Raw genomic sequence first — 24,855 nt, 5'->3', positions numbered from 1 at the left:
AATTATCCAATAAAAAGTACTGTAGCTTTAATTTAAAGTGATTAAGGTGAAAGTAAATGTTTTTTTTGTTAAATAGAATGATAAGCGGGTTCAGGGGTGGATCCGCTTATTTTTTTGGAGTTAAGAATGAAAGTTTCTTATTTGTATTTGTTCACTGTAAAACCTCCTAAATATACTTTTAGTGCATTATTTTAGATACTTAATAAAAAAAGGAGTCAAAAAATGTACTTTGTTTTTGTTTTTTATGACCTGGTAAATTTAACCAGAATAAAAAAATGCAGAGATCATAGTCAATATGTTCTCTGCATTTTTTATTTCCTTGAATGTACTATTTACAATTTTTATAGTAAATCTTGTTGCATCGGTTTTATTTTTTTTATTATGAAATAACAGATCAGAACGAATACAATCCACAAAATATAGACCGTAGCTAAAGAGTATCCATAATTAAGTAATGGACTATCTTTACCATAAGAAGCAGTCGTTATTACCATCGTTTGTAATGGTTTTCCATTAAAGCATAACCAAATCATAGCTGCTAAATGAATAATGAGTGTACTGAACAGATAGGTAAACAAAGGAATCTGTCCTAAAGTAAAAAAGAAACTAACAACCCTGCCTTTCCAGTTTTCTGCATAAGCTAAGAACAAGAAAATCGGACCTAATGTGATCGCCAGAAAATCCAATGAAGCTGGATATTTAGTGAGATTGAAAAACGACAGTAGGCTGATTAGGTTAGAATTTCCTGCTTTCCACGGGATAGATTCTCCGTAACCATTTAGGCCACGTAATAAGAAAAATAATCCAATAAGAGTAAAACCACTGTACAGCAGTACTTTTTTTCGAATTACTGGCGAACTTTCTGACCTACAAAAGAATCCAAAAAAATAACCCAGTAAAAGAACACCAAACCAGGGGAGTAGTGTATAATTTACGATATATAAACTCTGACCATGAGGTATAAATTTTTGTTGATGTAACAAATACCAGAAGATAGCATTTATAGAATCTCCTTTCATTTGCAAAGAATCCAGTAAATGATGAGCTATTATAATAGTTAAAGCGATCGATAAGATCAATTTTCTGTTGAAGTATTGTAACCCCGCCATACAGTACAGGCATAAACCTAATGAACCAATGATAAAGACACCAATCGTACGGTAATAGGGATCAAACGTATATAAAAAATTGTTTACGAAAATTTCAATAAGGATCAGTGCACTGCCAAGTTTGAATAACTGCCATACATTTTGGTTTTTGGTTGTCTTACCCATCCAGTGAAATAATTCAATACCAGCTATAAAGAAAATTGCCGGTGCAAAATAATGGGATATAAATCGGGTAAAGAACAAAGTGAAAGTGGTATGATCTAAATCTGCCGGATTGGTGTTCCAGTAATGAAAAAACAGTCGGGTATGATCCAGAATCGCAAAAGTCATTACTACTCCCAATAGTATTCTTTGGGATTTGAAAGCGCGCTGATCAATATGCTCCATCTAATTAAAATTTATAAGTAAAGTTGATCATAAAATTACTTGGCTTTTGTGGACGTGCATAATAACCATCGCTCACCCAATATTGTTTGTCCAGAATGTTATTGGCTTTAATACCAATTCGATATTTGGGACGGTTGTAAAACAGGGTAGCATCAAGAAGATTATAAGAGGAAAGAGTAAAAGTATTTGTATTGTCAATAAAAGCATCAGAAACATAAGAATTTCCAATTCCCAATCCCAATCCCTGAGCTTTACCATTAACAATAGTGTAACTTGCCCAAAGATTAACCACATTTTTTGGAGTACCAGCGGCTCTTTTGCCCATTACATTTTCGGCTGACTTGGTAAACTCATTATCATTATATCCATAACTGGCTACATAGTTGAAACCTGCAAAAGGTCTTCCGATAATTTCTATTTCAAGCCCTTTACTTTTTTGTGTTCCGTCTTGAACAACGAAGGTTCCCTGAGTTGTCACATCATTTCTTAAACTGTTTGTTACATCAATCTGGTAATAGCTTACAGTTGCATTGATTTTGTCTGATAAATCAAGTTTAACACCACCTTCCAGTTGTGCAGCCTCTTGGGGTTTGAAAACAGAAACTTCTCCATTTGGCTGAAGTTTGCTGCCTATGTTTTTAAATCCATTCATATAATTACCGAAAACCGCTACTTTGTCTTCAATAATTTGATATACAAGACCAAATTTAGGAGAAAGTGCGGTTTGATTGTAGTCACCTACAGTTGTGCGGGATTTTGTATTTGTTGTTCCATCACCAATATAACGATCTACACGTAAACTAGCCATAACTAAAAGTTGATCTGTTATATTTAGAACATCAGAGGCATAAACACTATAGGTAGATTCTTTTGTCTGGTTTTGTCCCGTGTTTCTTTTTGCTAAAACCGATTCAACGTCCTCTATTCGAATTACTGGTGTTGCACCTAGATTATCGAGGTTTGCCGGTTCAAATACTTTACCGCCATATCCTAATCCATCATATCGGGTTGATCTGTAACTGGATAAATAATCAAAACCTACAACAAGTCTGTTTCTGAGGTTCCCGATTTTAAAATCTCCGGTAAAATTTTGCTGGAAGTTTTTTCGCACTGTTTTTTCATCCGTAAATGCTCTTAATACGCGATCAACAGATGATTTATTTTGCCAGATGAAATCAAAAATATAAAGATCATCATAAGTACCACCACCGTAAGCATATCTGGACCGAGAGATCCATTGGTCAGAAATTTTGTATTCAGCATCAAGCAATACATTGGTAGAAGCCTGTTTACTTACAAGAGAGTTGTCGTTAAGTGATATGCGGTAGTCCAGATTAAGATCTTTAAAGCTACTTAGACCCAACGTAGGAGAAGTAATCCATCCGCCCGGAGCAATTCCTTGTACACTTTGAAAATCAGCATTCAGCGTAAATTTCAAACGGTCTGATACTTGATAAGTAATACTTGGTGCAATAAGTAAAGTAGTAGAGTTACCCTGATCCTGAAAGGTATTTTCGGTCTGACGAGCCACGTTTAACCGAACCAGTAAACCTTCGGCATCCTTAACTGGGGTATTGATGTCTAATGTCATACGGTTTAGATCCCAACTTCCCATGGTATAGCCTATTTCGCCTCCAAAATGATCGTATGGTTTTTTGGTAATGTAATTAACAATTCCTCCAAATGAGGTCATCTGCGCTCCGAAAAGTGTAGAACTTGGACCTTTATAGGTCTCTACACGTTCTACAGCAGCAAGATCTACACCTGTGCGCAGATAAGTTGCCATTCCGTTACGGAAATTTTCACTGGTTTGAAAACCCCTCGAGAAAAAAGAGGGCATTCCAGCCCCCGTTTTTGCAGGTGCAGCTCCCGGAACATTTCTAAAAGATTCTTCGACTGTTAAAGCCATCTGCTCTTTGATTAGTTCTTTGTCAACTACACTATAAACTTGTGAATTTTCAAGGTTTGAAATTGGAAGTCTCGACACATACTCACTTTTCTTTTTTGAAGTAATTTTATATTTGTTTCCTACAATAAAAACCTCATTAAGAATTTCGGCATTAGCAGTAAGGTTAAAATCCAATAAAATTTCTTCTCCTGTTTCTACGGTAACCGTTTTTGTCTGTGGGGCTAATCCCATGATATTGACTGTAAGCGTATTCTTTTTTGATGTAAGTTTATCAAACGTATACCAACCATCCTTGTCTATTTTTACACTGTATTTTCCATTTAGGTTAACAGTGCCGTACTGTACCTTCTTTCCATCTTCTGTCATAACCTGACCTTTGATGACACCCGATTGGGTTTGTTGTGCCTGAGTTTGTAAAGACAATAATAAGAACGCAGCAGTAATAAGCAGCGAGGGTATGTACTTGTTTAATGATGTAAAATAATTCACGAAATTATTATTTATTAATTAATGTAAAATGGTGTTACCGGATTTTTTACAATACCGATATAAGGAAGGTTTTGAAATGGATTGGCACGATTTCTCAACTGTCTGTTATTATTCAGTTGTAATTTGTTTAGAGCATCAGGGCTGAACTCATTAACAAACAGGTCAAATTTTTGGAAAGATTCACTGAATTCTGGATGTGCAGATTGGTAATCTAAGATGCACTCTGCTACAAGCTTCCAAAACTCGTCTTCTGGAAAATCAGCATGTTCTACAAGTATTGCAGCTATAAATCGGAATATAGAATCGAATACCTGTGTAAATAAAGGCAACGTTTTGCGATCGTCAGGAACGTCAACAGCAAGCCTCAAAGCTTCTTCAGGAATCTCTAAACTACAGTTAAGTAGTGAAACCTCTTCACCAATATCTTTCATAATAGCATTAACAACCTTATGATCTTCCAGAATCAGGATTAAGTTTTCGCCATGAGGCATAAAAACCATGTCCCATTTGTAAAAGCAATGAAGTAAAGGACTCAAATAACAGCTAAAGTACTGTCTTAACCAATTTGAAGTTGTTAAACCAGATGCCTGTATTAATTCAGGAAGGTAAGCTTTGCCTTCATTATCAATATGAAGTAATGCTGCCATTGTAATTAAACGCTGATTTTCAGAAACTTTATCGGCTGGACTTTCTCTCCATAAACAGGCAAACATTTTCTTGTAAGGAGTATCACCCGGAACTGCTGTTTCATAATATTGATGAGCAAAACTCAAACTGGCGATTTCTCTCAGAATGATAAATCCCTTCGATTGTAAGTAATTATCATCCTTTACCAGGTTGTAAATCCACTCATTGATTGGTGGGTTAGACACCATAAATTTAGGAGATAGCCCACGTACATAACCCATGTTGAGTACAGATAAAGCCGTTTTAACATAGAATTTTTCAGGATGGGTAATATTATAGAATGTTCGGATTGATTGTTGCGGCTGGTATTTATCGGCATTGTACCCCATACAAACCAGTCTATTAGTTGCGATATCGGCTGAAAATATATTGGATAATTTATTAAACCATTGCCATGGATGCACCGGCATATAAAAATAATCATTAGGATTTAACCCTTTTTCCAGAAGCTGATCGTTAAAGTTTTTTAACGTTTCTTCACCAAGTTCCTGTAGCATTACTTTTTCATAATCTAAAGGTAGGACGGCAGTAAACACAGCAGTCGAGCGATGACCGGCAAGCCATACCAAAGAAAACGGTGCGGCAGCTTCCGGAGCATATTCCCTGTGATCGCTAGAAGTAAAACCGATTCTTCCATTATTTGCAATGAATCGAGGGTGACCTGTCATGGTAGATTCAGTTTGCTGATAACCAGCCTCCAATAGTTCTTTTGAATTGGGTTTGCCATAATAATTAAGGTAAGCACTTCCAGCCAATGTGCTGCATACCTCTTCCAGGTAAACAGGTAACGACTCTTCAGGAATTCCAAGTTCTGCCTTAAATTCAATGATAAAACTTAGTGCGTCTAATGTAGCAGTTTCGCCTTCAGTAAATTTTTCAATGGATGGAGTATCAATATACCAATGGTTTAAAGCTAGAATTTTGGCATTAAACTGATAGACGTTTTTTTCGTCTGCACTCGTCAACTGATAGATTTCCCAGTCGTCTTTATTTCCGATTAGCTTTGGAATAACAAGTCGCTCATGAGAAAATTCGGCAAGTATTTTTCTAAGGTGCAAACGAGTTACTTTGTCCCAAACTGTTTTTTCTAAATGGCTGGATGCTTGTATTGGTGAGATTTGAGTATCTATATTCATGGTTTTAGCGTATTATAGTTTTAAAGAAGGGCTAGATTAATTTTGTCTGATAAATGGAAAGTGGATTTTTCAGAGTACCGGCAAATTGTTGATTCTTGAATGGATTGGTAGCGTCAAGCATTTTTGTGCTGTTTTGCATTTGCAATCTATTTGAACACGTTTTAATGATTTCTGAATCAAATAAATCATACTTTCTGAATTTATCCTCCAGTTCAGGATATTCTGATTGATATTCTGTTACGCATTCCGCTACAAGACTCCAAAAATCTTCTTCTGGCAGATTTACATGTTCTACCAGTACATGATTTAGATATCGGAAGAAAGAATCAAATATCTGAGTAAAAATAGATAGGATTTTTAGATCTTCAGGGACATTGATAATGATTCGTTTGATTGTTTCTGGTAATTCTTTTTCCTGATTTACAATAGCTACTTCTTCACCAATGTCTTTCATAATTGCCCTAACCGGAACATTGTCACGGAATACCAGAATTAGATTTTCGCCGTGTGGCATAAAACGCATATCATGGTAATAAAAGCAATGTAAAAGCGGGCTAAGGTAAGATTGCAAATAGCTTTGAAGCCATCCTTTTGCATCCAAAGGGGAAGATTTAATTAATTCCGCTAGCAATGAGTTTCCATCTGTATCTATGTGAAGCAGTGCCGCCATAGTCATAAGACGTTCACCATTTGCTATTTTGTCCATCGGACTTTCTCTCCATAATGTAGACAACATTTTTTTATAAGGAGAATCTACTTTTATAGCTTCTTCTATGTACGCATTGGTGTAACCAACTGTAGCGATTTCTTTTAAGGTGGTAAAACCCTTTTTCTGAAGATAGGGATCATTTTCTACAAGGTTCGCAACCCATTCGCTAATCGGTGGGTTTGTTCGCATATAATAAGGCGAAAGCCCTCTCATAAAGCCCATATTAAGAATAGAAAGAGCTGATTTAACATAAAATCTTTTAACATCACTTACATTGAAAAATGTGCGTACCGATTGTTGGGGCATATATAAATCTTTACTATCACCTAAACAAACCAATTTTGATGCAGCAATATCCGGAGCAAATAAATAAATCAGCTTATTGTGCCATTGCCATGGATGAATAGGGAAATAAATATAATCTTCTGGCTGAAGTTCTTTTTCTGTAAGAATCGAATCAAATGATGCTTTTAAGTCTGCATCTAATTCCTGCTCCATTACTTGTTGGTAACTAAGAGGAGGAATACTCGTAAATTCGGTGTATTTTTTATGGCCTGCTACCCAAACCAGCGAAAGCGGTGTTGCTGCTTCAGGGCTGTAATTCTGATAATCTACTGCATCAAAGCCTATTCTGGCACTGTTGGCTACAAAACAAGGATGCCCTGCAGTCATGGCATGTTCTACATCAGCGTAACTTGCTTCAGTTAGATCTTTAGCCGAAAGCTCGCTATTAGTATGCATATAAGCACTACCATAAAGACAGCTGATTACTTCTTCAAGGTAAGTAGGCAGATTTAGATCAGTAAAACCTAATTCCTCTGTAAATTCAAGAAGAAAAGCGATAGCATCTAGAGGTTCAGGATTTCCGTTTACTGTTTTAGTAATAGAGTCTGTGTCAATATGCCAATGGTCTAATGCAAGTATTTGTGCATGAAATTGATATTCTGTTATTCCATCTTGTGCACTAAGGCTGTAAAGCCCCCAGATTCCGTTAGTGCCCTGCAGTTGAGGACTAAGTAATAATTCATGTGAATATTCACATAGCATTTTTCTTAGCTGTATTCTGTTTACTTTTTCCCATATTTCAGGTTGAAGATGTGATGTGACTAGTTGAGGATTTAATTGACCATTCTCATGTCTTACGATTCGGGATTTTTCTTTCATTGGGTTTTTTGGTTTAATGGATATGATTACTTTTTCAAAGTGTTTTCTTTTATCAGATAAGCGTTTTTAAGGGGTATACTTAATTGCTTTAATCTGTTAAAATTTTGATAATGATCTTTTCCGTTAAGAGTAGGAAGTAAGTGGTTGTATTTTTCATAATTATGGGACAATTATTTAGTATTGTAAAATTTTGTTTTTGTTAGCCTGCCTGGTTCTATAGTAGATTACATAGGTTTTTTTTGATGTGATAACAAGATTTATGTTGTTTTTATGAGAATTACTATATATATTTGCTTTGTTTTTATTTATTCTAATTATAAATAATAATTTAGTTCAGCAAAGCTATTTATAATAATTTTAAATAACAAAATTTATTTTGCATATTTTTCGTACTTAATTTTATCTAAATTATCACTAAATCTTTATTAAAGTTTATGGAAACAAGTATCATAAGTTCTTCATCTGAAGTTGCAACTCAGCTAATTAGATTTAGAAAAAGTATTTATGCTGATTCTTATGTAGGAGGAAGTCTTTCAGATACAGTATTGCAGGAAATTCTAATCAATGCAACATGGGCGCCTACTCATAAAATGACAGAACCCTGGAGATTTATAGTGCTTGAAGGAAGTCAACTTGAAAAATATGGAAATTATATGGCAGGCTATTACAAGTATCTGTATGAGGATATTACTGATGTCGAAAAAAAAGCGGCAAAGTATAATTATCTTAAAAAATATCCACTTAAAGCGGCGTGTCTGATCGGAGTGATTCTTTCTAAAAGCACCAAAGTGAACATTCCTGAGTGGGAAGAACTGGCTGCCGTTTCCTGCGCAGTGCAAAATATGGCTATTAGTGCAACTTCTTATCAGTTGGGTTCCTATTGGGATTCAAGTGGTGCTGCAATAGAGTATGTAAAAACCTTTGGTCTCGAGGCCAATGAGCAATCTTTAGGACTATTTTTTATAGGTTTCCCTGAGGAGTCGGCACTTTCTGTAACCAAAAGGAGAACCGCTATAGATAAAAAAGTTTCCTGGCATATTTAATAAAGAGGTTTGAAATTATCCTGAAAACCATGCGAAACAAAAGTTAAGCTAAATTTTAAAAGAAGAATCTGCAGCTGTGATAATAAAGATGCTGTTTAGCTCTTCACTTACGAAAAAATAAAGGCAGATAATCACCCCACCAGAGAGGATTGATCCGGGTATTTTAGTACCGCTGCCATTCTCCAAAAAAATCTTAATATTTCTCTTTTAAACCAAATAATTGTGCTAGTAAAAATACGTTCAATATTTACTTTATTCAGGATTGCATTGCAAGGAACTGAAAAGAATTTTACCACAGGAAATGTAAACAGGGCGACCTTTTTATTATCTGTACCTACCATGTTAGAGCTCAGTATGGAGTCTCTTTTTGTTTTAGTCGATCTTCTTTTTGTAAGCAGTCTGGGTGAAAATGCCATTACAGTCGTAGGGATTACTAACTCTGTAGTGATTCTTATTCAGTCGGTAGCGATGGGTTTGAGTATTGCGGCAACAGCAATGATTTCAAGAAGGGTAGGAGAACAAAAACCTCGTAGAGCAGGACAGACCGCAATGCAGGTCATTTATTTGGGGATTTTCCTTTCTGTGATATGCAGCGTTTTAGCCGTAATTTTTAACCAAGAGATTATGCGTTTTGCAGGTGGATCAGATCATTTGGTGAGCTACGGCAACACTTTTTCTAAAACTATGTTTGCAGGACTCATTTTTATGATCATGCGTATTTTGATTAACGGAGTGTTTAGAGGTTCCGGAGATGCCTCGATGGCTATGCGAACCCTCGCATTTTCGAATGTTTTAAATGGTTTGCTGTGTGCGGTACTAATCTTCGGATTGGGTCCATTTCCGAAGCTGGGGTTATTGGGAGCTGCAGTAGCTATGGTAATTGCAAATGTCTTTAGTGTTGGCTATCAGTTATGGTATCTGTTTAAAAATAATAGCACAATTATTATAGGAAAACGACAGATGTTGATGGTTCCTGCCCTGATGAAACGAATCCTAAAACTTGCAACTGCCGGAATGATTCAGAACCTGGTACCTTCTTCAAGTAGATTTTTAATGATTGTGATTGTTGCCAAACTTGGTGAAAATGTACTGGCTGGCTATATAATTGCCAATCGGATTATTATGTTTAGTGTTTTACCTGCCTATGGAATTGCTAATGCGGCTGGTGTATTAACCGGACAGAACCTTGGTGCAAGACAGCCGGAAAGGGCAGAAGCTTCGGTATGGAAAACAGGAGCGTTTAATATGTGTTTTCTGGGGCTAATTGCCATTTTTTTATTGATCTATGCTAAAACTCTGGCAGGATTTTTTACCCATGATGAGCAAATCCTTTCTTATGCAAGTACTTATTTGCAGTATATGGCTATTGCTTACTTTTTCTTTGGTTATACCATGGTAATCTCCCGTGCGTTAAATGCAGCCGGAAGTGTAAACACGGTGACCGTACTTTATATCCTAATGTTTTACATGATTCAGCTTCCGTTATCATATTTACTGGGTACTTATTACGAATGGGGACCAAAAGGAATATTTATTGCAATCCTAATTTCGGAAATTGTATTGGCAACTAGCAGTGTTTTAGTTTTTAGAACCGGCAAATGGAAAACGGTGAAGTTGTAAAAGATTTGAATTATCATTAAACCAATCAATTTGATGGGAACTATAAAAAGGAAGGCTTGCTATTATTTACGATTCATTTTCTTGTAGATATTTACAACATATAAAAAAACCGCTGAGAAATAATTTTCAGCGGTTTCAGTTTTATGATTCCTTATAAAGTATTAGCAAATTTTATTTCACTAATAATTTTTTACTTTGTTTATAAGCCCCGTCAGTAAGTATAACATGATAAATACCTGTTGGCAAATTCTTGATAGTATAACTAGATGCATTGCGTACAGTATCTATTACAACGCCGTTATTGTTGTAAATGGTAATTATTGCAGTAGCACTATTTACATTTTCAAAAGAAAAATTAACTACATCTGAAGCAGGATTTGGATACATCGAAAAGGATTTATTTCCTGCTAGTGAATCATTAGCTTCAGCTCCGGCAAGAGGAAGAGTTATGTCAAGATAACTACTCCAATCGCTTGTTCCGGCCGCATTAACTGCTCTTACTCTAAATCTATAAGCTGTTTCAGTTCCTTGTTTTGGAACCCACAAATAATACGTAGTCGATGTTCCTTGGGTTGCCCATCCAGTTGCAGCTTTGTATAATTGTACTTCATAGCTTGTTGCATTTGCGACTTGTGTCCATGAAGCATAAAAACCTTGAGCGTAAATTCCAGAATTAGTAATGTTTGTAGGAGTTGCCAGAGTTACAGGATTTGGATTTGATGGTCCAAAAGTTACCGTATAATCTTCAACTTCTCCATCGCCAATACTTCCGCATACAGCAGTTGGGTTCGAATTATATTTCATTACAATACGCATTCTGGTTGTTCCAGTAGCATCATTTGGCACCGTAAAATTACCAGTAACTGTACCATTCGACGAAAGTCCAGTAATTACTTTCTCTGAAGCTTCGAATGTGTTATTTTTATTGTAATCTATCCAAATTCCCCAAGATTCAGTATAATTAGAACTAGAAAAACCTGGAGTTAAACTAACTGGTGTACTTGCGTTTGGAGTTAATGTAATATTCTGAGAAGTGTAGTTTCCATATCCGGAAGCATTCGCACCAGATGAATTTGTAAAACTTCCTATTACAACATCTTTAATATACTCATATTGATTTGCTCCTTGCGCACTACAATAGGGTGAAGTAGCTGTTAATACTGCCGTTGCAACATTAGAATAATCAGAAAATGTAGTATTAGCATTTGCTCTTACCTTATAAGTATACGTATTTCCAGCAGTTAAACCTGTATTTGTATAGGTAGCAACATTTGCTCCAAGTGTTGCAATAACACTATAAATACCGTCTGCCGAAGCTCTTTCTACAGTATAAGCAGTTTCGTTAGTAGCATTATCAGTCCATGTTAATACAGCCTGAAGTGTTGTAGAGTTTGGAGTTGCTACTAAATTTGTTGGCGCTGCAACTGTTGTTCCGCTTGTAACTCCAGCTATTATAGCTTCAAAAGGTTTAGTGTTATAAGCATAATCGGTAATAGTATATCCATCTCCGCTAGCTGTAACTTTTACTTTGAACCAACCGTAGCAAGTTCTTCCTCTGCTAGTGTATTCAAAACCTACATAACCAGTTTGATTGTCCCAAGCTGTATAAGTTGCTGTACGTAAATCTAATTGATCAGGGTATGCTGCGCCAGGTGTAACAAAAGTACTTGAAGCACCTATAGATGTACCAGCAGCAATTTTAGCAATATTTCTTGTTCCGGTTATTCCGACTAATCTCTTGCCGTAAGTTTCAATTTTTAATGCATTGGCAGCAAATTGCCATGCGCCATATTCGGTATTGTCACCAATACCCAAATCTATATATTTCCAAGTGATTGCAGGAGAAACTATAAAATCAGGATTATCTACATAAACAATTCCATAAGGAGCATCGAATTTTATATTTATTGTTTTTGCAGGATTATCCACAGTTATAATTCCGCCAGTTATTGCAGCGTCTTTAAATGTAACTATAACAGCAGCATCATTGGCAGGTAAATGTGGATTTGCTTTCCCTGTAAAAGTAAGCGCTACTTTAGAGTTACTTTGTAATGTTAAAACAGCTGTTAAACCAGTTGGTACTCCCGAAATAGTGTAATCAGTTCCAGCGGTAAATGTTCCCGTACTTTTGGTAAAAGTTCCATTATTGGTCGACAGTGAAATCTCAGTGCTTGATGTTATGCCACCATCATTAGCATCAGCCTCATATAGTGTATTTGCAGATAACACAACAGCAGTTTTAGCCGTCATTCCTGTGTTAATTGTCGCACCTGGTTGAGTATTATAAGCATATTCAGAGATTGTATAACCGTCTCCATTTGCTGCAACGGTAACTTTGAACCATCCATAGCAAGTTAAACCATCAATAAGATAATCAAAACCAACATATCCAGATTTACCATCCCAGTTTGTATATGCTGCAGTACGTAAATCTAATTGGTTGGGATAAGCTCCCGGTGCTGTAAAATTGCTTGCAGGACCTACTTGAGTATTTGGAGCTAATAGTGAAATATTTTTAGTTCCGGTTTGACATACTAATTTTTTAGCATAAGTTTCAATTTTTAGCGCATTGGCAGCAAATCTCCAACCTCCAAAAGCTGGATCATCTCCTTTTTCTATTTCAAAATATTTCCAGGTTAGCGCTGATGAAACAGTTACGTCAGGCATATCAACAAAAAAAATCCCATAGGGATTTACAAAATTGAAATTGAAATATATACTTGTACAAGATAAACCTGTTGTGCCACCGGTAAATGCTGCTGGCAAAAATGAAATTGCTCCTTTAGTATTATTAGTTAATAAATGATTTGTTGCTTTTCCTGTTAAGGTAACTGTTATTTGAGAATTGGAGTTAACAGTAAGTACTGGTGTAATTCCTGCTGGGAATGTGTGAGTAAAATGTGTTCCCGCTAGCATAGTTCCAGAACTAATTGCAAGTGTTTTTGTTCCTGATAGTGTTATTATCGATGATGTGTCAAAAGATCCATCATTTACTACAGCTTCTTTAAAAGAACTTTTATTCACAGTTAATAAGCTTCCTGTATAATTAACTCCCGTTGCAATGAGATTACTTTCTTGCCAAAGGGTTTTTCTTGCGGGATGTTCTAAGGCAGCGAGCATCCGATCTATTTGCCCTTGAGTGTACATTTTATAACATCCTTGTGCACCATTGTAACCCATGTAATTTTCATTATTCACTCTGTCGCCGTTACAATTTGTTCCTTGAGTGCAGGCTAAGGTATGTAATCCGTCTTCAAGAGGAGTGTCGGCTACTTGATCTGTGCCTGTGCAACCACCCTCAAATGTGTGTATTAGATTGAGGAAATGCCCAAATTCATGTGTTAGTGTAGCCGAAAATTCTTTACTATAGGAGTTATCATATAAATAAGCTCCATTAAAGACTACACGGGCTGTATTGTCAGCAGTCATACCAGAGTCAGGGTACCAAGCTACTCCTGAGTTATTTAGAGCTCCATCTTGGTAAAGATCATTTTGGATATATACATTCATGTATTTTGTATTATCCCATGCATCGGCTGCAATTTGATCATCATATCCGCTACCGTTGCCATACCCGTTTTTGGCAGAATGAAAGACGACTCCCGAGGTACAGCCTCCATTCGGATCAATTTTGGCAAGTTTAAACTCAATGTTTAATGAGCCTCTTCTGGGTTGAAAAAATGGATCAACTGTAGCATAATCAGCATTTCGACCATTAAAATCATCATTAAGTTGAGCAAGATGATTTACTATTTTTTCGTAGGTAATGGTTTTTCCACTTTGAACATCTCCGTATATATGAAAAACAACGGGAATTACGTAGGATGTTTGTAGTAGTTTGGAAGTCTTGGATTTCCGTTCTGCACTAAATTTTTTGGTAAATGCATCAAAGTTTTGCCGTTCTTTTAATGCATTGGGGTTCTGTTTGTAAATTTTGTCATTTTCTTCTTTTGTTCTACAGGGTAGCCCTTGAGCACTAATTTTAAGAACAAAAATAAACGCCACAAATAATAATAATTTTGGTTTCATAATTTTTTTTTGGGGTTTGTTAATAATGAGACCAAAGATATCTGAATAGTTTAAAATATGATTATACTATATTATTCTGTTTTAATATGAAATAATCCAAATAAATTAACTTTAAAATTATGTTAAGTGTTTTTTTACTCTTAATTTAATAGGTTTAATGTAATTAATAAAAAAGTGTCTTGTTCTAAAATGTTATATCCATTGATGTATTCCAGTTATAGCTTTGGGCTTACAAAGGAGCATTTTTGGAATACTAAATTCTAAGCAATTTGGATAGTATTAATGGAGAGATAAGTGATAGTTACGAAACTCAATAAGTACTGAATTTCTAATGTAGGGTAGAGGAATATTATAAGAATCTAAACTCAGGAAGTTTTTCTACCTATAGTATATATAGGTAGGTAGTATCAAAGGACTATTTAAATTACGATGTTTGTAATTGTCCAAATATAAAATCATGCTTTTTTATATTATTATCTACATAATCATGATTAGAAGATTTGTTATAACTCTTATTAAAAAAATAAGATATATCAAGGAATAATAAATCATTTAATGAAACTCCAAAAACGGAAGCTATTTTTGATAATTTAGAAATTGTTAAATCAATTTCACCACGTTCAATTTTACCATATCCACTAATACTCATATCCATCTCAGAAGCTACAAATTTTCTTGTAAGATTTTTCATTTCGCGTATAGTTCTGATATTTTCTGATATATTTTTATTCATGAGAAACTAATTTTTGTAAATACATTTTAAAGCAATAAATCATTCAAAAAAATGTATCTGTTTAATTGTTAATAAATTATACGCAAAATTAATTAGGAAATGAAAATTAAAAAGCCACAATAAATCATTAAAATATTATAATAAGTTTTTTCAAAATAGTTGTTTGAAGACTTAATTTTAGTAAAAAAATGAACCATATCAATATTTTGAACAGTATCTATGTTGCTGTTTGTAAGTTCTTTAATTGTTTATATGAACGTTTTTTTGATAACTTCTAAATCAAAAAAAAGAATAAATTAGTTGATTTTGTGCCGCAAAATTTATTCAAAATAATATATGCTAAATAAGATTTAGTGTATATATCTAATTTTTCAATTAATCAACTCTTTTTCCGAATAAGATGTCCTTATTTAGGACATTATGCCACTTTTAATTCAGTCTTTTTTTTAAGCTTACAAGTACTTTTGTAAAAAATTAGCTACTATCTATTGGTGCTAAAAACAGCATGAAAGACTCCTTTTTAAGTACTGTATTTTAAAGTATTTACCTGTGATTTGATCTGCTTGATTTTCTTAATAATATATCCAAATAATAGCCAAAATGTGACTGGCTACGGGGGACCCTTTTCTATATTTTAAATATTCTATCCATTTTGTCTTTTTAGTTGTTATCGAAATTGCGTTTATCTATATCTGATAAACATCAAATCTAAATAAATTAAAAACACGATTTTATTATAAGTTTTATGCAAATGTTAATGACATATATTCTGAATTACTACTTTTTAGGAGCTTTTATAATAGTACTTTTTTCTTTTTTAGCGTCTTATAAACTATTTCCTATATTGATTCATTTAAGTTCTGTAAAAAAATTATCTAAAATACCAGAAGAAAGAAGTTCTCACCTATATAATACACCAACTATGGGCGGAGTAGGGATTTTCTTTGGTTTTACATTGACGTTTGCATTTCTAGGATCAATTTTAAATAAATATTTACAAATAGATACCTTATTAGATTTAACAGCCTCCCTTTTAATTTTATTCTTTATTGGTATCAAGGACGATTTATTAGTCATTTCTCCTTTAAAAAAATTAATAGCGCAATTCTTTGCAGCTGGAATTTTAATTCTGTTTTCAGATATATATATAACCAATTTTTATGGAATTTTTGGTATTCATGAACTTCCATATATTATCTCAATCATTTTTACCTTTTTTGCTTTTGTAGTTGTCATAAACGCTTACAATCTAATAGACGGTATTGATGGTTTGGCTGGCGCAATTGCCTTAATAATTAGTTTGTTTTTTGGATTCTATTTTTTAGCAAATAGACAATTCACGCAAATGCTGATTTCGTTTTCTTTGATAGGTCCACTAATTGCCTTTCTTAAATTTAATGTTTCCAAAACTCAAAAAATTTTTATGGGTGATACGGGAAGTATGGTAATTGGTTTTATTATAATGTATCAATCTATCAATTTCCTAACAATAAATGAGACTTTGGCAATTCCGTTTTCACTAGATAATGGACCTATTTTCATTTTAGCATTTCTTTCTTTACCCTTAACAGATACTTTAAGAGTTTTTATTATTAGAATTAAAAATGGCCAAAGCCCTTTTAAAGCTGACCGTAATCACATTCACCATTACTTTTTAGATTCAGGACTGACACATATAAAAGCAACAATTATTATTACATCATTATCCTTAATTGTAATTCTAAGCGCATTTTTACTACAGAACGTAAATATCAATCTTGCTTTATTCTTAATTATTATCATTTCTTCTATTGTCTATCTGCCTTTAACATTGAGGAAGTCTAGATAATTAGTATGATAAAAAGTATTCTTTAGAGAATATCTAAAATTCAAATTATAACATAATAATTAAAATAATTAAAATGGCAAAAGTACTTATTGTATTCGGAACTCGTCCTGAAGCAATTAAAATGGCCCCATTGGTTAAAGAATTTAAGAAGTATCCAAAAACATTTACTACGAAAGTATGTGTAACAGCTCAACATAGAGAAATGTTAGATCAAGTATTAAACTTTTTTGACATTACTCCAGATTACGACCTTGATTTAATGAAACCAAATCAAGACTTATATAGCTTAACATCGGATATAATTATTAACATGAAATCTGTGTTAGAAGATTTTCAACCAGATTATGTGTTTGTACATGGAGATACCACAACAACTATGGCAGGAAGTATCGCCTCATTTTATAGCGGTGCTAAAATATGTCATGTTGAAGCTGGTTTAAGAACCCATAATAAATGGGCACCGTTTCCAGAAGAAATAAATAGACAGATAACAGGACGTTTATCAGATTATCATTTTGCACCTACCAAATTGTCTAAGCAAAATTTATTAAACGAAAATATAGCCGAAGATTCAATCATAATTTCTGGAAATACTGTCATTGATGCGTTGTTGCAAAGTATAGACAAAGTAAATCAAGCACCGAGTAGCTTAATTCAGGAACTATCAACAAAGCTTGGCGAAAAAGAGATGATTCTTGTAACAGGACATCGAAGAGAAAATCATGGAGATGGATTTATCCGCATATGTGAGGCTTTAAAAGCTATAGCAATGGATAATCTGGACCGAATAATTGTTTATCCAGTTCACTTAAATCCTAAGGTACAAGAACCTGTAAATCGAATTTTATCTGATATTCCTAATGTATTACTTATTAATCCTTTGGCTTATGAGGATTTTATTTGGATGATGAATCGATCTAAACTAATTATTACAGATAGTGGTGGTGTACAAGAAGAAGCACCTAGTCTAGGGAAACCAGTCCTAGTTATGCGTGATATTACTGAACGTCCTGAAGCGGTAGAAGCAGGAACTGTAATACTAGTTGGAACTGATAAAGAATTGATTATAAAAGAAACCTTAGATCTTTTAAATAATAAAGATCGTTTTGAAAGCATGAGTTCTTTACATAACCCTTATGGAGATGGGAATGCAAGTAATAGAATAGTAAATTTTATTGCAGAATTAGAAGGCACAGAAATAAAATAATGAGGGAACTCACGAATAAAAAATAATAACAATGAATCAACCAGAAGTTGTAATGATTGGTTTAGGCTATATAGGTCTACCAACAGCAGCATTAATAGCGTCTAAAAATATCCGTGTATTAGGTGTAGATATTAACCCAATAGTAGTAGATACAATAAATAGGGGTAAAATTCACATTGTTGAACCACAATTAGATATTGCTGTTGAAAATGCTGTTAAAGCAGGTTTCCTAAAGGCTGCAACAGCACCAGTAGAGGCTTCAACCTATTTAATAGTTGTTCCTACACCTTTTAAAGGAAGGAACGAGCCAGATATTTCATTTGTTCAAGCAGCTACAAAAAGTATTATTCCGATTTTAAAAAAAGGAGATTTGTATATTATAGAATCTACTTCTCCAATCGGAACTACTGAAAAAATGAGAGATTTTATCTTTAGTGAACGACCTGAATTAGAGGGTTTTTTAGATATTGCTTATTGCCCTGAGCGTGTATTACCCGGAAATGTTATGTATGAATTGGTATATAACGATAGAGTAATCGGCGGAATAGATGATAAATCAACAGAAAAAGCAATTGCCTTTTATTCAAGATTTGTACAATCTAAATTACACGCTACAAATGCACGAACTGCAGAAATGTGCAAATTAGTCGAAAACTCGTCAAGAGATGTACAAATTGCATTCGCTAATGAATTGTCATTGATTTGCGATAAAGCAAACATAAATGTTTGGGAATTAATTGCTCTTGCTAATAAACACCCGAGAGTAAACATTCTACAACCTGGGTCTGGTGTTGGAGGACATTGTATCGCTGTTGACCCATACTTTTTGGTTTCAACATATCCGCTGGAATCTAAAATAATAAACACAGCCAGAGAAATTAACAATTTTAAGTCATTTTGGTGTGCTGAAAAAATTCAATCTACCAAACTAAAATTTGAATTAAAACACGGAAGAAAAGCTAGTATCGCTCTTATGGGATTAGCATTTAAACCAAATATTGATGATTTAAGAGAATCTCCAGCTAAATATATAGTTCAAAAAGTTTTGCAAGATGATAACAATGGAGAATATTTTATAGTAGAACCTAACATCACAGAACACAAAGTTTTTAAATTAACCAATTACGAAGAAGCGGCTCGTTCAGCAGATATAATTGTATTTCTAGTTAATCATAAGGAATTTAAAGAAATTGAGATTGTTGAGGACAAAGAGGTTTTAGATTTTTGTGGTGTAATAAAAAATTAAGTCATGTTAAGATATATAAATAATTTAATCAGTGTTTTTTTTGATAAACGTTCTTCTAATGAAGTAAAAAGTAAGGTGACATTACTAGGTAAAAATTATATTTTTAGAAGATCAACCATAATAAATTTACAAGAAGGTTCTTTAAAGTCAGATATCGTTTTAGATGATAATGTTTGGATTTTGGGCTCACTAACATCATGCAATGGTGGTAAAATTAAATTTGGAGGCTTTAGCAAAATCGGTACAAACTCTATAATAATGTCAGCTAATCACGTTGAAATTGGCAGTTATACGGCAATAGCAAATAATGTTAGAATAATTGATAATAATAATCACCCTATAAATCCAGAAGATAGATTATTTATGCGTCAACAATCTGAAGATTCATCATATAGATCAATAAAACATTCTGATTCGGCTCCTATCATGATTGGAGATAATTGTTGGATAGGAGAGTTTGCTCGTATATGCAAAGGTGTAACAATTGGTAACAATTCTATTGTAGCAGCGTCCTCTGTTGTAACAAAAGATGTTCCTGAAAATGCAATAGTTGCTGGAAATCCTGCGAAAATCGTAAAAATTGATATTGATAAATTACCAAGAAAATTTCTAAAAGAAGAAATCTAAATCCATATGAAATCAAGAAGTCAAATAATTTCTCTAATAACAGGCAAAGGTTTAGCCTTAATAGCTACAATGCTGATGCCAATGATATTAACAAGGTTTCTTAATATGCAAGATTATGGTACATATGGACAATTTTATACCGTTTTATTATTTTTAGTTGGTATTAGTACAATGGGGATTCATACAAGTTTGTATTATTTTTTCAATATTAAAGAAGGTAAAGATCAAAAAAAACTAATTCTACAGTCACTAATAATTTTATTATTAATGGCAGTGGTAATAGTATTTATTCTCAAAATTCCGATTATAAATGAAAATATCCTAGAGAAAAGTGGGTTAAGTAAATACTTTATTTATTTGGTATTAGCTTTACTTTTCTCCATACCTGTCGAAATGATGCAGCCCTTATATATACTTCATAATGACAAAAAAATGAGTCTAATGTATCCTTTTTTTTTGGTTATATTGAAGACTATTTGTATCATAAGTTTCACACTTTACAACAACAATATTGACTCCGTATTAAAAGGTGTAATTTTGGCTAGTTTTATTACTTTTTCTTTTTTATGCTATTATATAATAATTAAAATTAAGAGAATTCAGATAGAATTTGACTATAGTTTGATAAAAGAGCAAATTGTCTATAGTTTTCCTTTTGGATTAGCTGTAATGTTAAAATTATTTAGTTTGCGGTTTGATAAAATTGTATCACTTAGCGTTTTAACTAGTACACAATATGCAATCTATATAATTGCTTATTACGGTGTACCTGGAATTAATGAAGTATTTGATTCTCTTGCTCAAGTTTACACTATAAAAATTACTCATCTTTATAAAGAGAACAACATTGCAGAAATAGTAGAAAATTATAGAAATTTAATTGTAAAAACATTATCCTATACTCTTCCATTGGTTTTGATTGTTTGTTTATATGCAGATAGTATAATTAGTTTGCTTTTTTCAAAAAAATATTTACCTGCAACTCCATATTTTAGAATTTATTTAATTTGTGTAGTTCTTACTGCATTAGGAGCTGGATTGATACTTAGAGCTACTAACAATACTAAATCAACACTTAGGATTTACTTTATAAGTTCAATAGTAACAATGCCTGTTACTTACATTCTAGTTTGTAATTTTTCAATAGGAGGTGCTGTAACAGGTTCAGTTATTGGATTAATTATTCCAATTGCTTTAATTATTCGTAGCGAAATGAAAGTGCTGAATACCACAATATTTAATCATTTTGATTGGAAAAAAATATTTTTAATTTTTTCAATATCAATACTTGTTTATGTTCCTTTTCTGTTATTAAAAATTTATTTTGGGACTACCGTAATTATTACTGCATTACTAGGAATTATTTATCTCATTCTGGTTTTTTTATTTCAAATAAAATATGATGTGTTTATAATTGAACATGACGAGTTTCTTGAAAAAAAAATGTTATTTATAAATAAACTCAAAAGGATTATTAAATGATAAAGCTTTATAAACTTAATATTGGTTTTATTGTTATAATTTTTATTTGGCAAGCTACACAAACAAGTATTTTTAGTGGTTTTGATGGAGCTGGGAGAGTAAATGTATTTTTAACTATATCAATTTTGTTATTAAATTTATTCAATGATAAGTTCGCATACAACGTATTAAAAGAAAATTCCATCCTAATAATTGCATTTTTAGCTCTCATTTATAAAATTATTAACTCTTATTTTTTATATAATCCTAATTTTAATAAAATAGATACTGAGATATTTATAATGTCTAGGTTAGTTATTCCATTTGTAATTATATATGTAGTTACATTGATCCCAGTTAGGAGAGTAAATGTTTTTTTGAAAGTCATGATAATAACTCTATATGCATCAAGCTCTATTTTTATGTTTACTTCCAACTTTGTAAATGGAAGATTTCATAATAATATGATGAATATGAATGAAATAGTAATAATCATTTTAGCATTAGTAGCAACTATTTTATTATATGCATTAAATAATAGAATGTCTTTATTTAAAGTAATATCTCTTTTAATAATACCAACAGTTTATATAGTATTATCAGGATCAAGGATGGCTTTTGGCGCATTTCTAATTTTAGGACTTGGATATTGGACTATAAAACAAGAAAAAATGGATTTTACTTTTATATTCAAAATGATTGTTCTTGGTATTGTTTGTTATAGTTTATTCCAATATATTGCTGAAAACACAACCTTGGGTGAACGGCTAATGAATACTACTGAAGACCTTTCAGGAATGAGTGAAGCAAAAATTGTTAAAGGAACTATTTTTGAGAAATTCGGAGATCGTGGTATTTATTACATCAAAGGATGGAGCATTTTTCTTGACAATCCATATTTCGGAATTGGACTATTGAATTATCGAAAAACTAATTCTTATGTATGTCATGTTGAGTATATGATCAATTTAGCAGAACTTGGAATAATAGGGTTTACCTTTTATTTTCTTCTTTTAAAATCAATGTTTAGCAAAATATACACAAAAATCAGATTGAATAAAGACTTACAATCAAAGTTTTTAATGTGTATTTTGTTTAGTATTATTTTTTGTGGTTTTGTACTTTTTCTATATAACTCTTTCGCTATAGCTTATCTCTTTGGAATAATATCACTTTTAACCTTAAGAAAATCTCAAAATAAGTTTATATGAAAATAGTACAAATCATACCAACATTAAGTTCTGGAGGTGCACAAAGAATTACTATTGATATTTGTAATGAACTGTCAAAAAAACATGATATTTTTCTAATTCAAATTGTGTCAGATTCAATATCACATACTACTTTTTATAGAAATCAATTGAATAATAACATTCAATATATTAATTTGAAAGGAACTGATAAAAAGGTTCTTGATTTAATGGTTTTATTACCTCTTTATAAGAAAATTAATGAAATCAAACCAGATGTTGTTCATTCTCATTTGAATATTGTATATACTTTTTTACCATCAATTTTTTATAAAAAAGCAAAATATTTTCACACGATACACAGCCATGCAGCCAAAGAATGCATATCCCTTAAAGGTTATTCACTTAGAAATGTTATTCGTTTTTTTTATAGTAAAAAATTAATTAATGCAATTACAATATCGGGGGAATCTAAAAAGTCATTTGAAGAATTTTATAAACTCGATTCTCCAATACTAATCGAAAATGGATGTTATCCTAAGGTTCCCACAAATAAGTTCGAAGAGGTCAAAGAGTATATTTTTAATTTTAAAAAAAATAAAGACCGTTTGGTTTTCATCAATATTGCGCGTTGTATTGAAGCAAAGAATCACATGCTATTAGTGGAAGTTTTTAATCAACTTTTATCCGAAGATCATAATGTACTTTTACTTGTTATTGGCTCTAGTTTTGATACGCCTTTTGGACTAGAGATAAAAAAAAATGCAAGACCTGAAATTATCTTTTTAGGGCCAAAAGAAAATGTAACAGATTATTTACTTAATTCAGATGTATTTTGTTTGAGCTCGTTATGGGAAGGATTACCTATCTCACTTTTGGAAGCCTTATCTACAGGATGTTATCCTATTTGCACTCCTGTTGGAGGAATTCCTAATGTCATTGTAAATTCTCAACTCGGATTATTGTCGAAATCTGTTTCGCATGAAGACTTTTATACAGTTATAAAAAAACATTTGATGAGCAAATCAAATATTGATAAAGAATATATAAAGAACTATTTCGATGAAAATTTCCATATAAAAAAAACCGTTGAAAAATTAAGTTTTTTCTACTTAATACAATAATGAAAAAAATGAAAATCCTTGAAGTAATAGCGAGTTTAGGAGCTGGTGGGGCAGAAACACTTTTGAAAGATTTGGCTATAGGTATAAAAAAACACAATCATGAAGTTTTGGTTGTCATAATTGATTCATTTTCTAATGACATTTCTGAGATGTCAAAAATAAATCAATTATTTGAAAACGGTATAAAAGTAATAAGTCTAAACAGGAAACCTGGCGAAAAATCACTTTTTTTATTCTTTAAAATATATAAATTATTGAAAGAAAATAAACCTACGCTAATTCATATTCATTCCTTTTTGGCAAGTATATACTTTTTTCCTTTTGCATTTATATTCAAAATCAAATTTGTTCAAACAATACACAATACACATATAAGTGAGAGTAAATTATTAAAATTAGCTTACTCTAAATTATTTCACTTAAAGTTTAAATATACCTATTGTTCTGATGAAGCTTATTTGAGTTTAAATAAAATTATAGGAGAAGGAATGGTTATCAATAATGGTATAGCTTTTCACGCAAATCAAAACATTAGAGAATTTATAACCCAAAAATATGAAATTCCCACAAACAGCTTAATTCTATTAAATGTTGGACGGATTACAAAACAAAAAAATCAATTATTACTTATTGACTTAATAGAAAACCTGAATACTGAATTATATGAAGGCACACTTTATCTATTAATATGTGGTAAGCATTATAATGACAGTCTTTATCAAAATATAAAACTGCATCATAACCAATTGAAATTTAAAAACAATATTAAATTTATTGGTATACAAGATAACATTAATGATTTAATGTATTCATCAGATTTATATATCTCCTCATCGATTCATGAAGGATTGCCTATTACTGTTCTAGAAGCCATGAATACAGGTGTTCCACTCATTTTATCTCCTATAAAAGAGCATTTAAACGTATTTAGAGATTTAGAATACTGTTATTTTCCTAAAACGAATGCTGTAAGTTCGTATGTTGAGTTATTTAAAAAAAATGAAAAACTATTTGCTGTTAGTAAGGAAGAAATAATTAATAAAAGAGATTCTATGATAAAAAAATTTAGCATAAGTGCAACAGTATCAAACTACTTAATTTTTTTCAAAAATCTTTAATAATAACAATTTGGTATATGCTTATTCTGTATGCTTTAT

General features: G+C 32.4%; 16 protein-coding genes. 10 read left to right on the top strand and 6 right to left on the bottom strand.

Features of this window, described 5'->3' with window-relative positions:
• Nucleotides 1-341: 341 nt before the first annotated feature.
• The 4 genes from OA93_RS16875 to OA93_RS16860 are packed head-to-tail and all read right to left on the bottom strand — an operon-like array spanning nt 342 to nt 7,590.
• Complete coding sequence (locus OA93_RS16875) at nt 342-1,496, bottom strand: hypothetical protein (protein ID WP_039114673.1); 1,155 nt, start codon at nt 1,494-1,496, stop codon at nt 342-344.
• 4 nt (nt 1,497-1,500) lie between these two features.
• Nucleotides 1,501-3,894, bottom strand: a complete 2,394-nt coding sequence (locus tag OA93_RS16870) for a TonB-dependent siderophore receptor (RefSeq protein ID WP_052259498.1) — start codon at nt 3,892-3,894, stop codon at nt 1,501-1,503.
• A gap of 14 nt (nt 3,895-3,908) precedes the next feature.
• Nucleotides 3,909-5,717 (bottom strand): IucA/IucC family siderophore biosynthesis protein, encoded by a 1,809-nt coding sequence (locus OA93_RS16865; protein WP_052259497.1) that lies wholly within the window; start codon nt 5,715-5,717, stop codon nt 3,909-3,911.
• Between the two features lie 31 nt (nt 5,718-5,748).
• Nucleotides 5,749-7,590 (bottom strand): IucA/IucC family siderophore biosynthesis protein, encoded by a 1,842-nt coding sequence (locus OA93_RS16860; RefSeq protein ID WP_052259496.1) that lies wholly within the window; start codon nt 7,588-7,590, stop codon nt 5,749-5,751.
• 434 nt (nt 7,591-8,024) lie between these two features.
• Here OA93_RS16860 and OA93_RS16855 point away from each other — a divergent pair, with 434 nt between their 5' ends.
• The gene (locus tag OA93_RS16855) at nt 8,025-8,633 is read left to right on the top strand and encodes a nitroreductase (protein ID WP_039114671.1); all 609 of its coding nucleotides are present in this window, start codon (nt 8,025-8,027) and stop codon (nt 8,631-8,633) included.
• Between the two features lie 222 nt (nt 8,634-8,855).
• Nucleotides 8,856-10,253 carry an MATE family efflux transporter gene (locus OA93_RS16850; RefSeq protein WP_240474745.1) on the top strand — a complete coding sequence of 466 codons (1,398 nt, stop codon included), beginning with the start codon at nt 8,856-8,858 and terminating at the stop codon, nt 10,251-10,253.
• Between the two features lie 171 nt (nt 10,254-10,424).
• Here the strand turns inward: OA93_RS16850 and OA93_RS24820 are convergent, their stop codons facing one another.
• Entirely contained in the window at nt 10,425-14,282 is a 3,858-nt protein-coding gene (locus tag OA93_RS24820; RefSeq protein ID WP_052259494.1) for a M43 family zinc metalloprotease, read from the bottom strand.
• Between the two features lie 424 nt (nt 14,283-14,706).
• On the bottom strand, nt 14,707-15,015 hold the full coding sequence (locus OA93_RS16840) for a helix-turn-helix transcriptional regulator (RefSeq protein WP_052259493.1): 309 nt from the start codon (nt 15,013-15,015) through the stop codon (nt 14,707-14,709).
• A 751-nt stretch (nt 15,016-15,766) separates the two neighbouring features.
• Here OA93_RS16840 and OA93_RS16835 point away from each other — a divergent pair.
• The 8 genes from OA93_RS16835 (at nt 15,767) to OA93_RS16800 (ending at nt 24,816) form a co-directional block, all read left to right on the top strand.
• Nucleotides 15,767-16,843 (top strand): MraY family glycosyltransferase, encoded by a 1,077-nt coding sequence (locus OA93_RS16835; RefSeq protein WP_165572116.1) that lies wholly within the window; start codon nt 15,767-15,769, stop codon nt 16,841-16,843.
• Nucleotides 16,844-16,916: 73 nt separating this feature from the next.
• The gene (gene wecB, locus OA93_RS16830) at nt 16,917-18,050 is read left to right on the top strand and encodes a UDP-N-acetylglucosamine 2-epimerase (non-hydrolyzing) (protein ID WP_039114669.1); all 1,134 of its coding nucleotides are present in this window, start codon (nt 16,917-16,919) and stop codon (nt 18,048-18,050) included.
• 31 nt (nt 18,051-18,081) lie between these two features.
• On the top strand, nt 18,082-19,296 hold the full coding sequence (wecC, locus tag OA93_RS16825) for a UDP-N-acetyl-D-mannosamine dehydrogenase (RefSeq protein ID WP_039114667.1): 1,215 nt from the start codon (nt 18,082-18,084) through the stop codon (nt 19,294-19,296).
• Between the two features lie 3 nt (nt 19,297-19,299).
• Nucleotides 19,300-19,923, top strand: a complete 624-nt coding sequence (locus OA93_RS25270) for an acyltransferase (RefSeq protein WP_052259491.1) — start codon at nt 19,300-19,302, stop codon at nt 19,921-19,923.
• A 6-nt stretch (nt 19,924-19,929) separates the two neighbouring features.
• Nucleotides 19,930-21,405 (top strand): lipopolysaccharide biosynthesis protein, encoded by a 1,476-nt coding sequence (locus OA93_RS16815; protein ID WP_039114665.1) that lies wholly within the window; start codon nt 19,930-19,932, stop codon nt 21,403-21,405.
• Nucleotides 21,402-22,595 (top strand): O-antigen ligase family protein, encoded by a 1,194-nt coding sequence (locus OA93_RS16810; RefSeq protein WP_039114663.1) that lies wholly within the window; start codon nt 21,402-21,404, stop codon nt 22,593-22,595. Before OA93_RS16815 ends, OA93_RS16810 begins: the two co-directional genes overlap by 4 nt.
• Complete coding sequence (locus OA93_RS16805; RefSeq protein ID WP_052259490.1) at nt 22,592-23,698, top strand: glycosyltransferase family 4 protein; 1,107 nt, start codon at nt 22,592-22,594, stop codon at nt 23,696-23,698. The genes OA93_RS16810 and OA93_RS16805 overlap by 4 nt, the downstream gene beginning before the upstream one ends.
• Nucleotides 23,699-23,706: 8 nt before the next feature.
• A complete protein-coding gene (locus tag OA93_RS16800) occupies nt 23,707-24,816 on the top strand; it encodes a glycosyltransferase (RefSeq protein WP_165572115.1) in 1,110 nt (369 codons plus the stop codon).
• Nucleotides 24,817-24,855: the final 39 nt, after the last annotated feature.

Source organism: Flavobacterium sp. KMS (assembly GCF_000813005.1).
GTDB lineage: Bacteria > Bacteroidota > Bacteroidia > Flavobacteriales > Flavobacteriaceae > Flavobacterium.
This window is presented reverse-complemented; position numbering and strand designations above follow the sequence as displayed.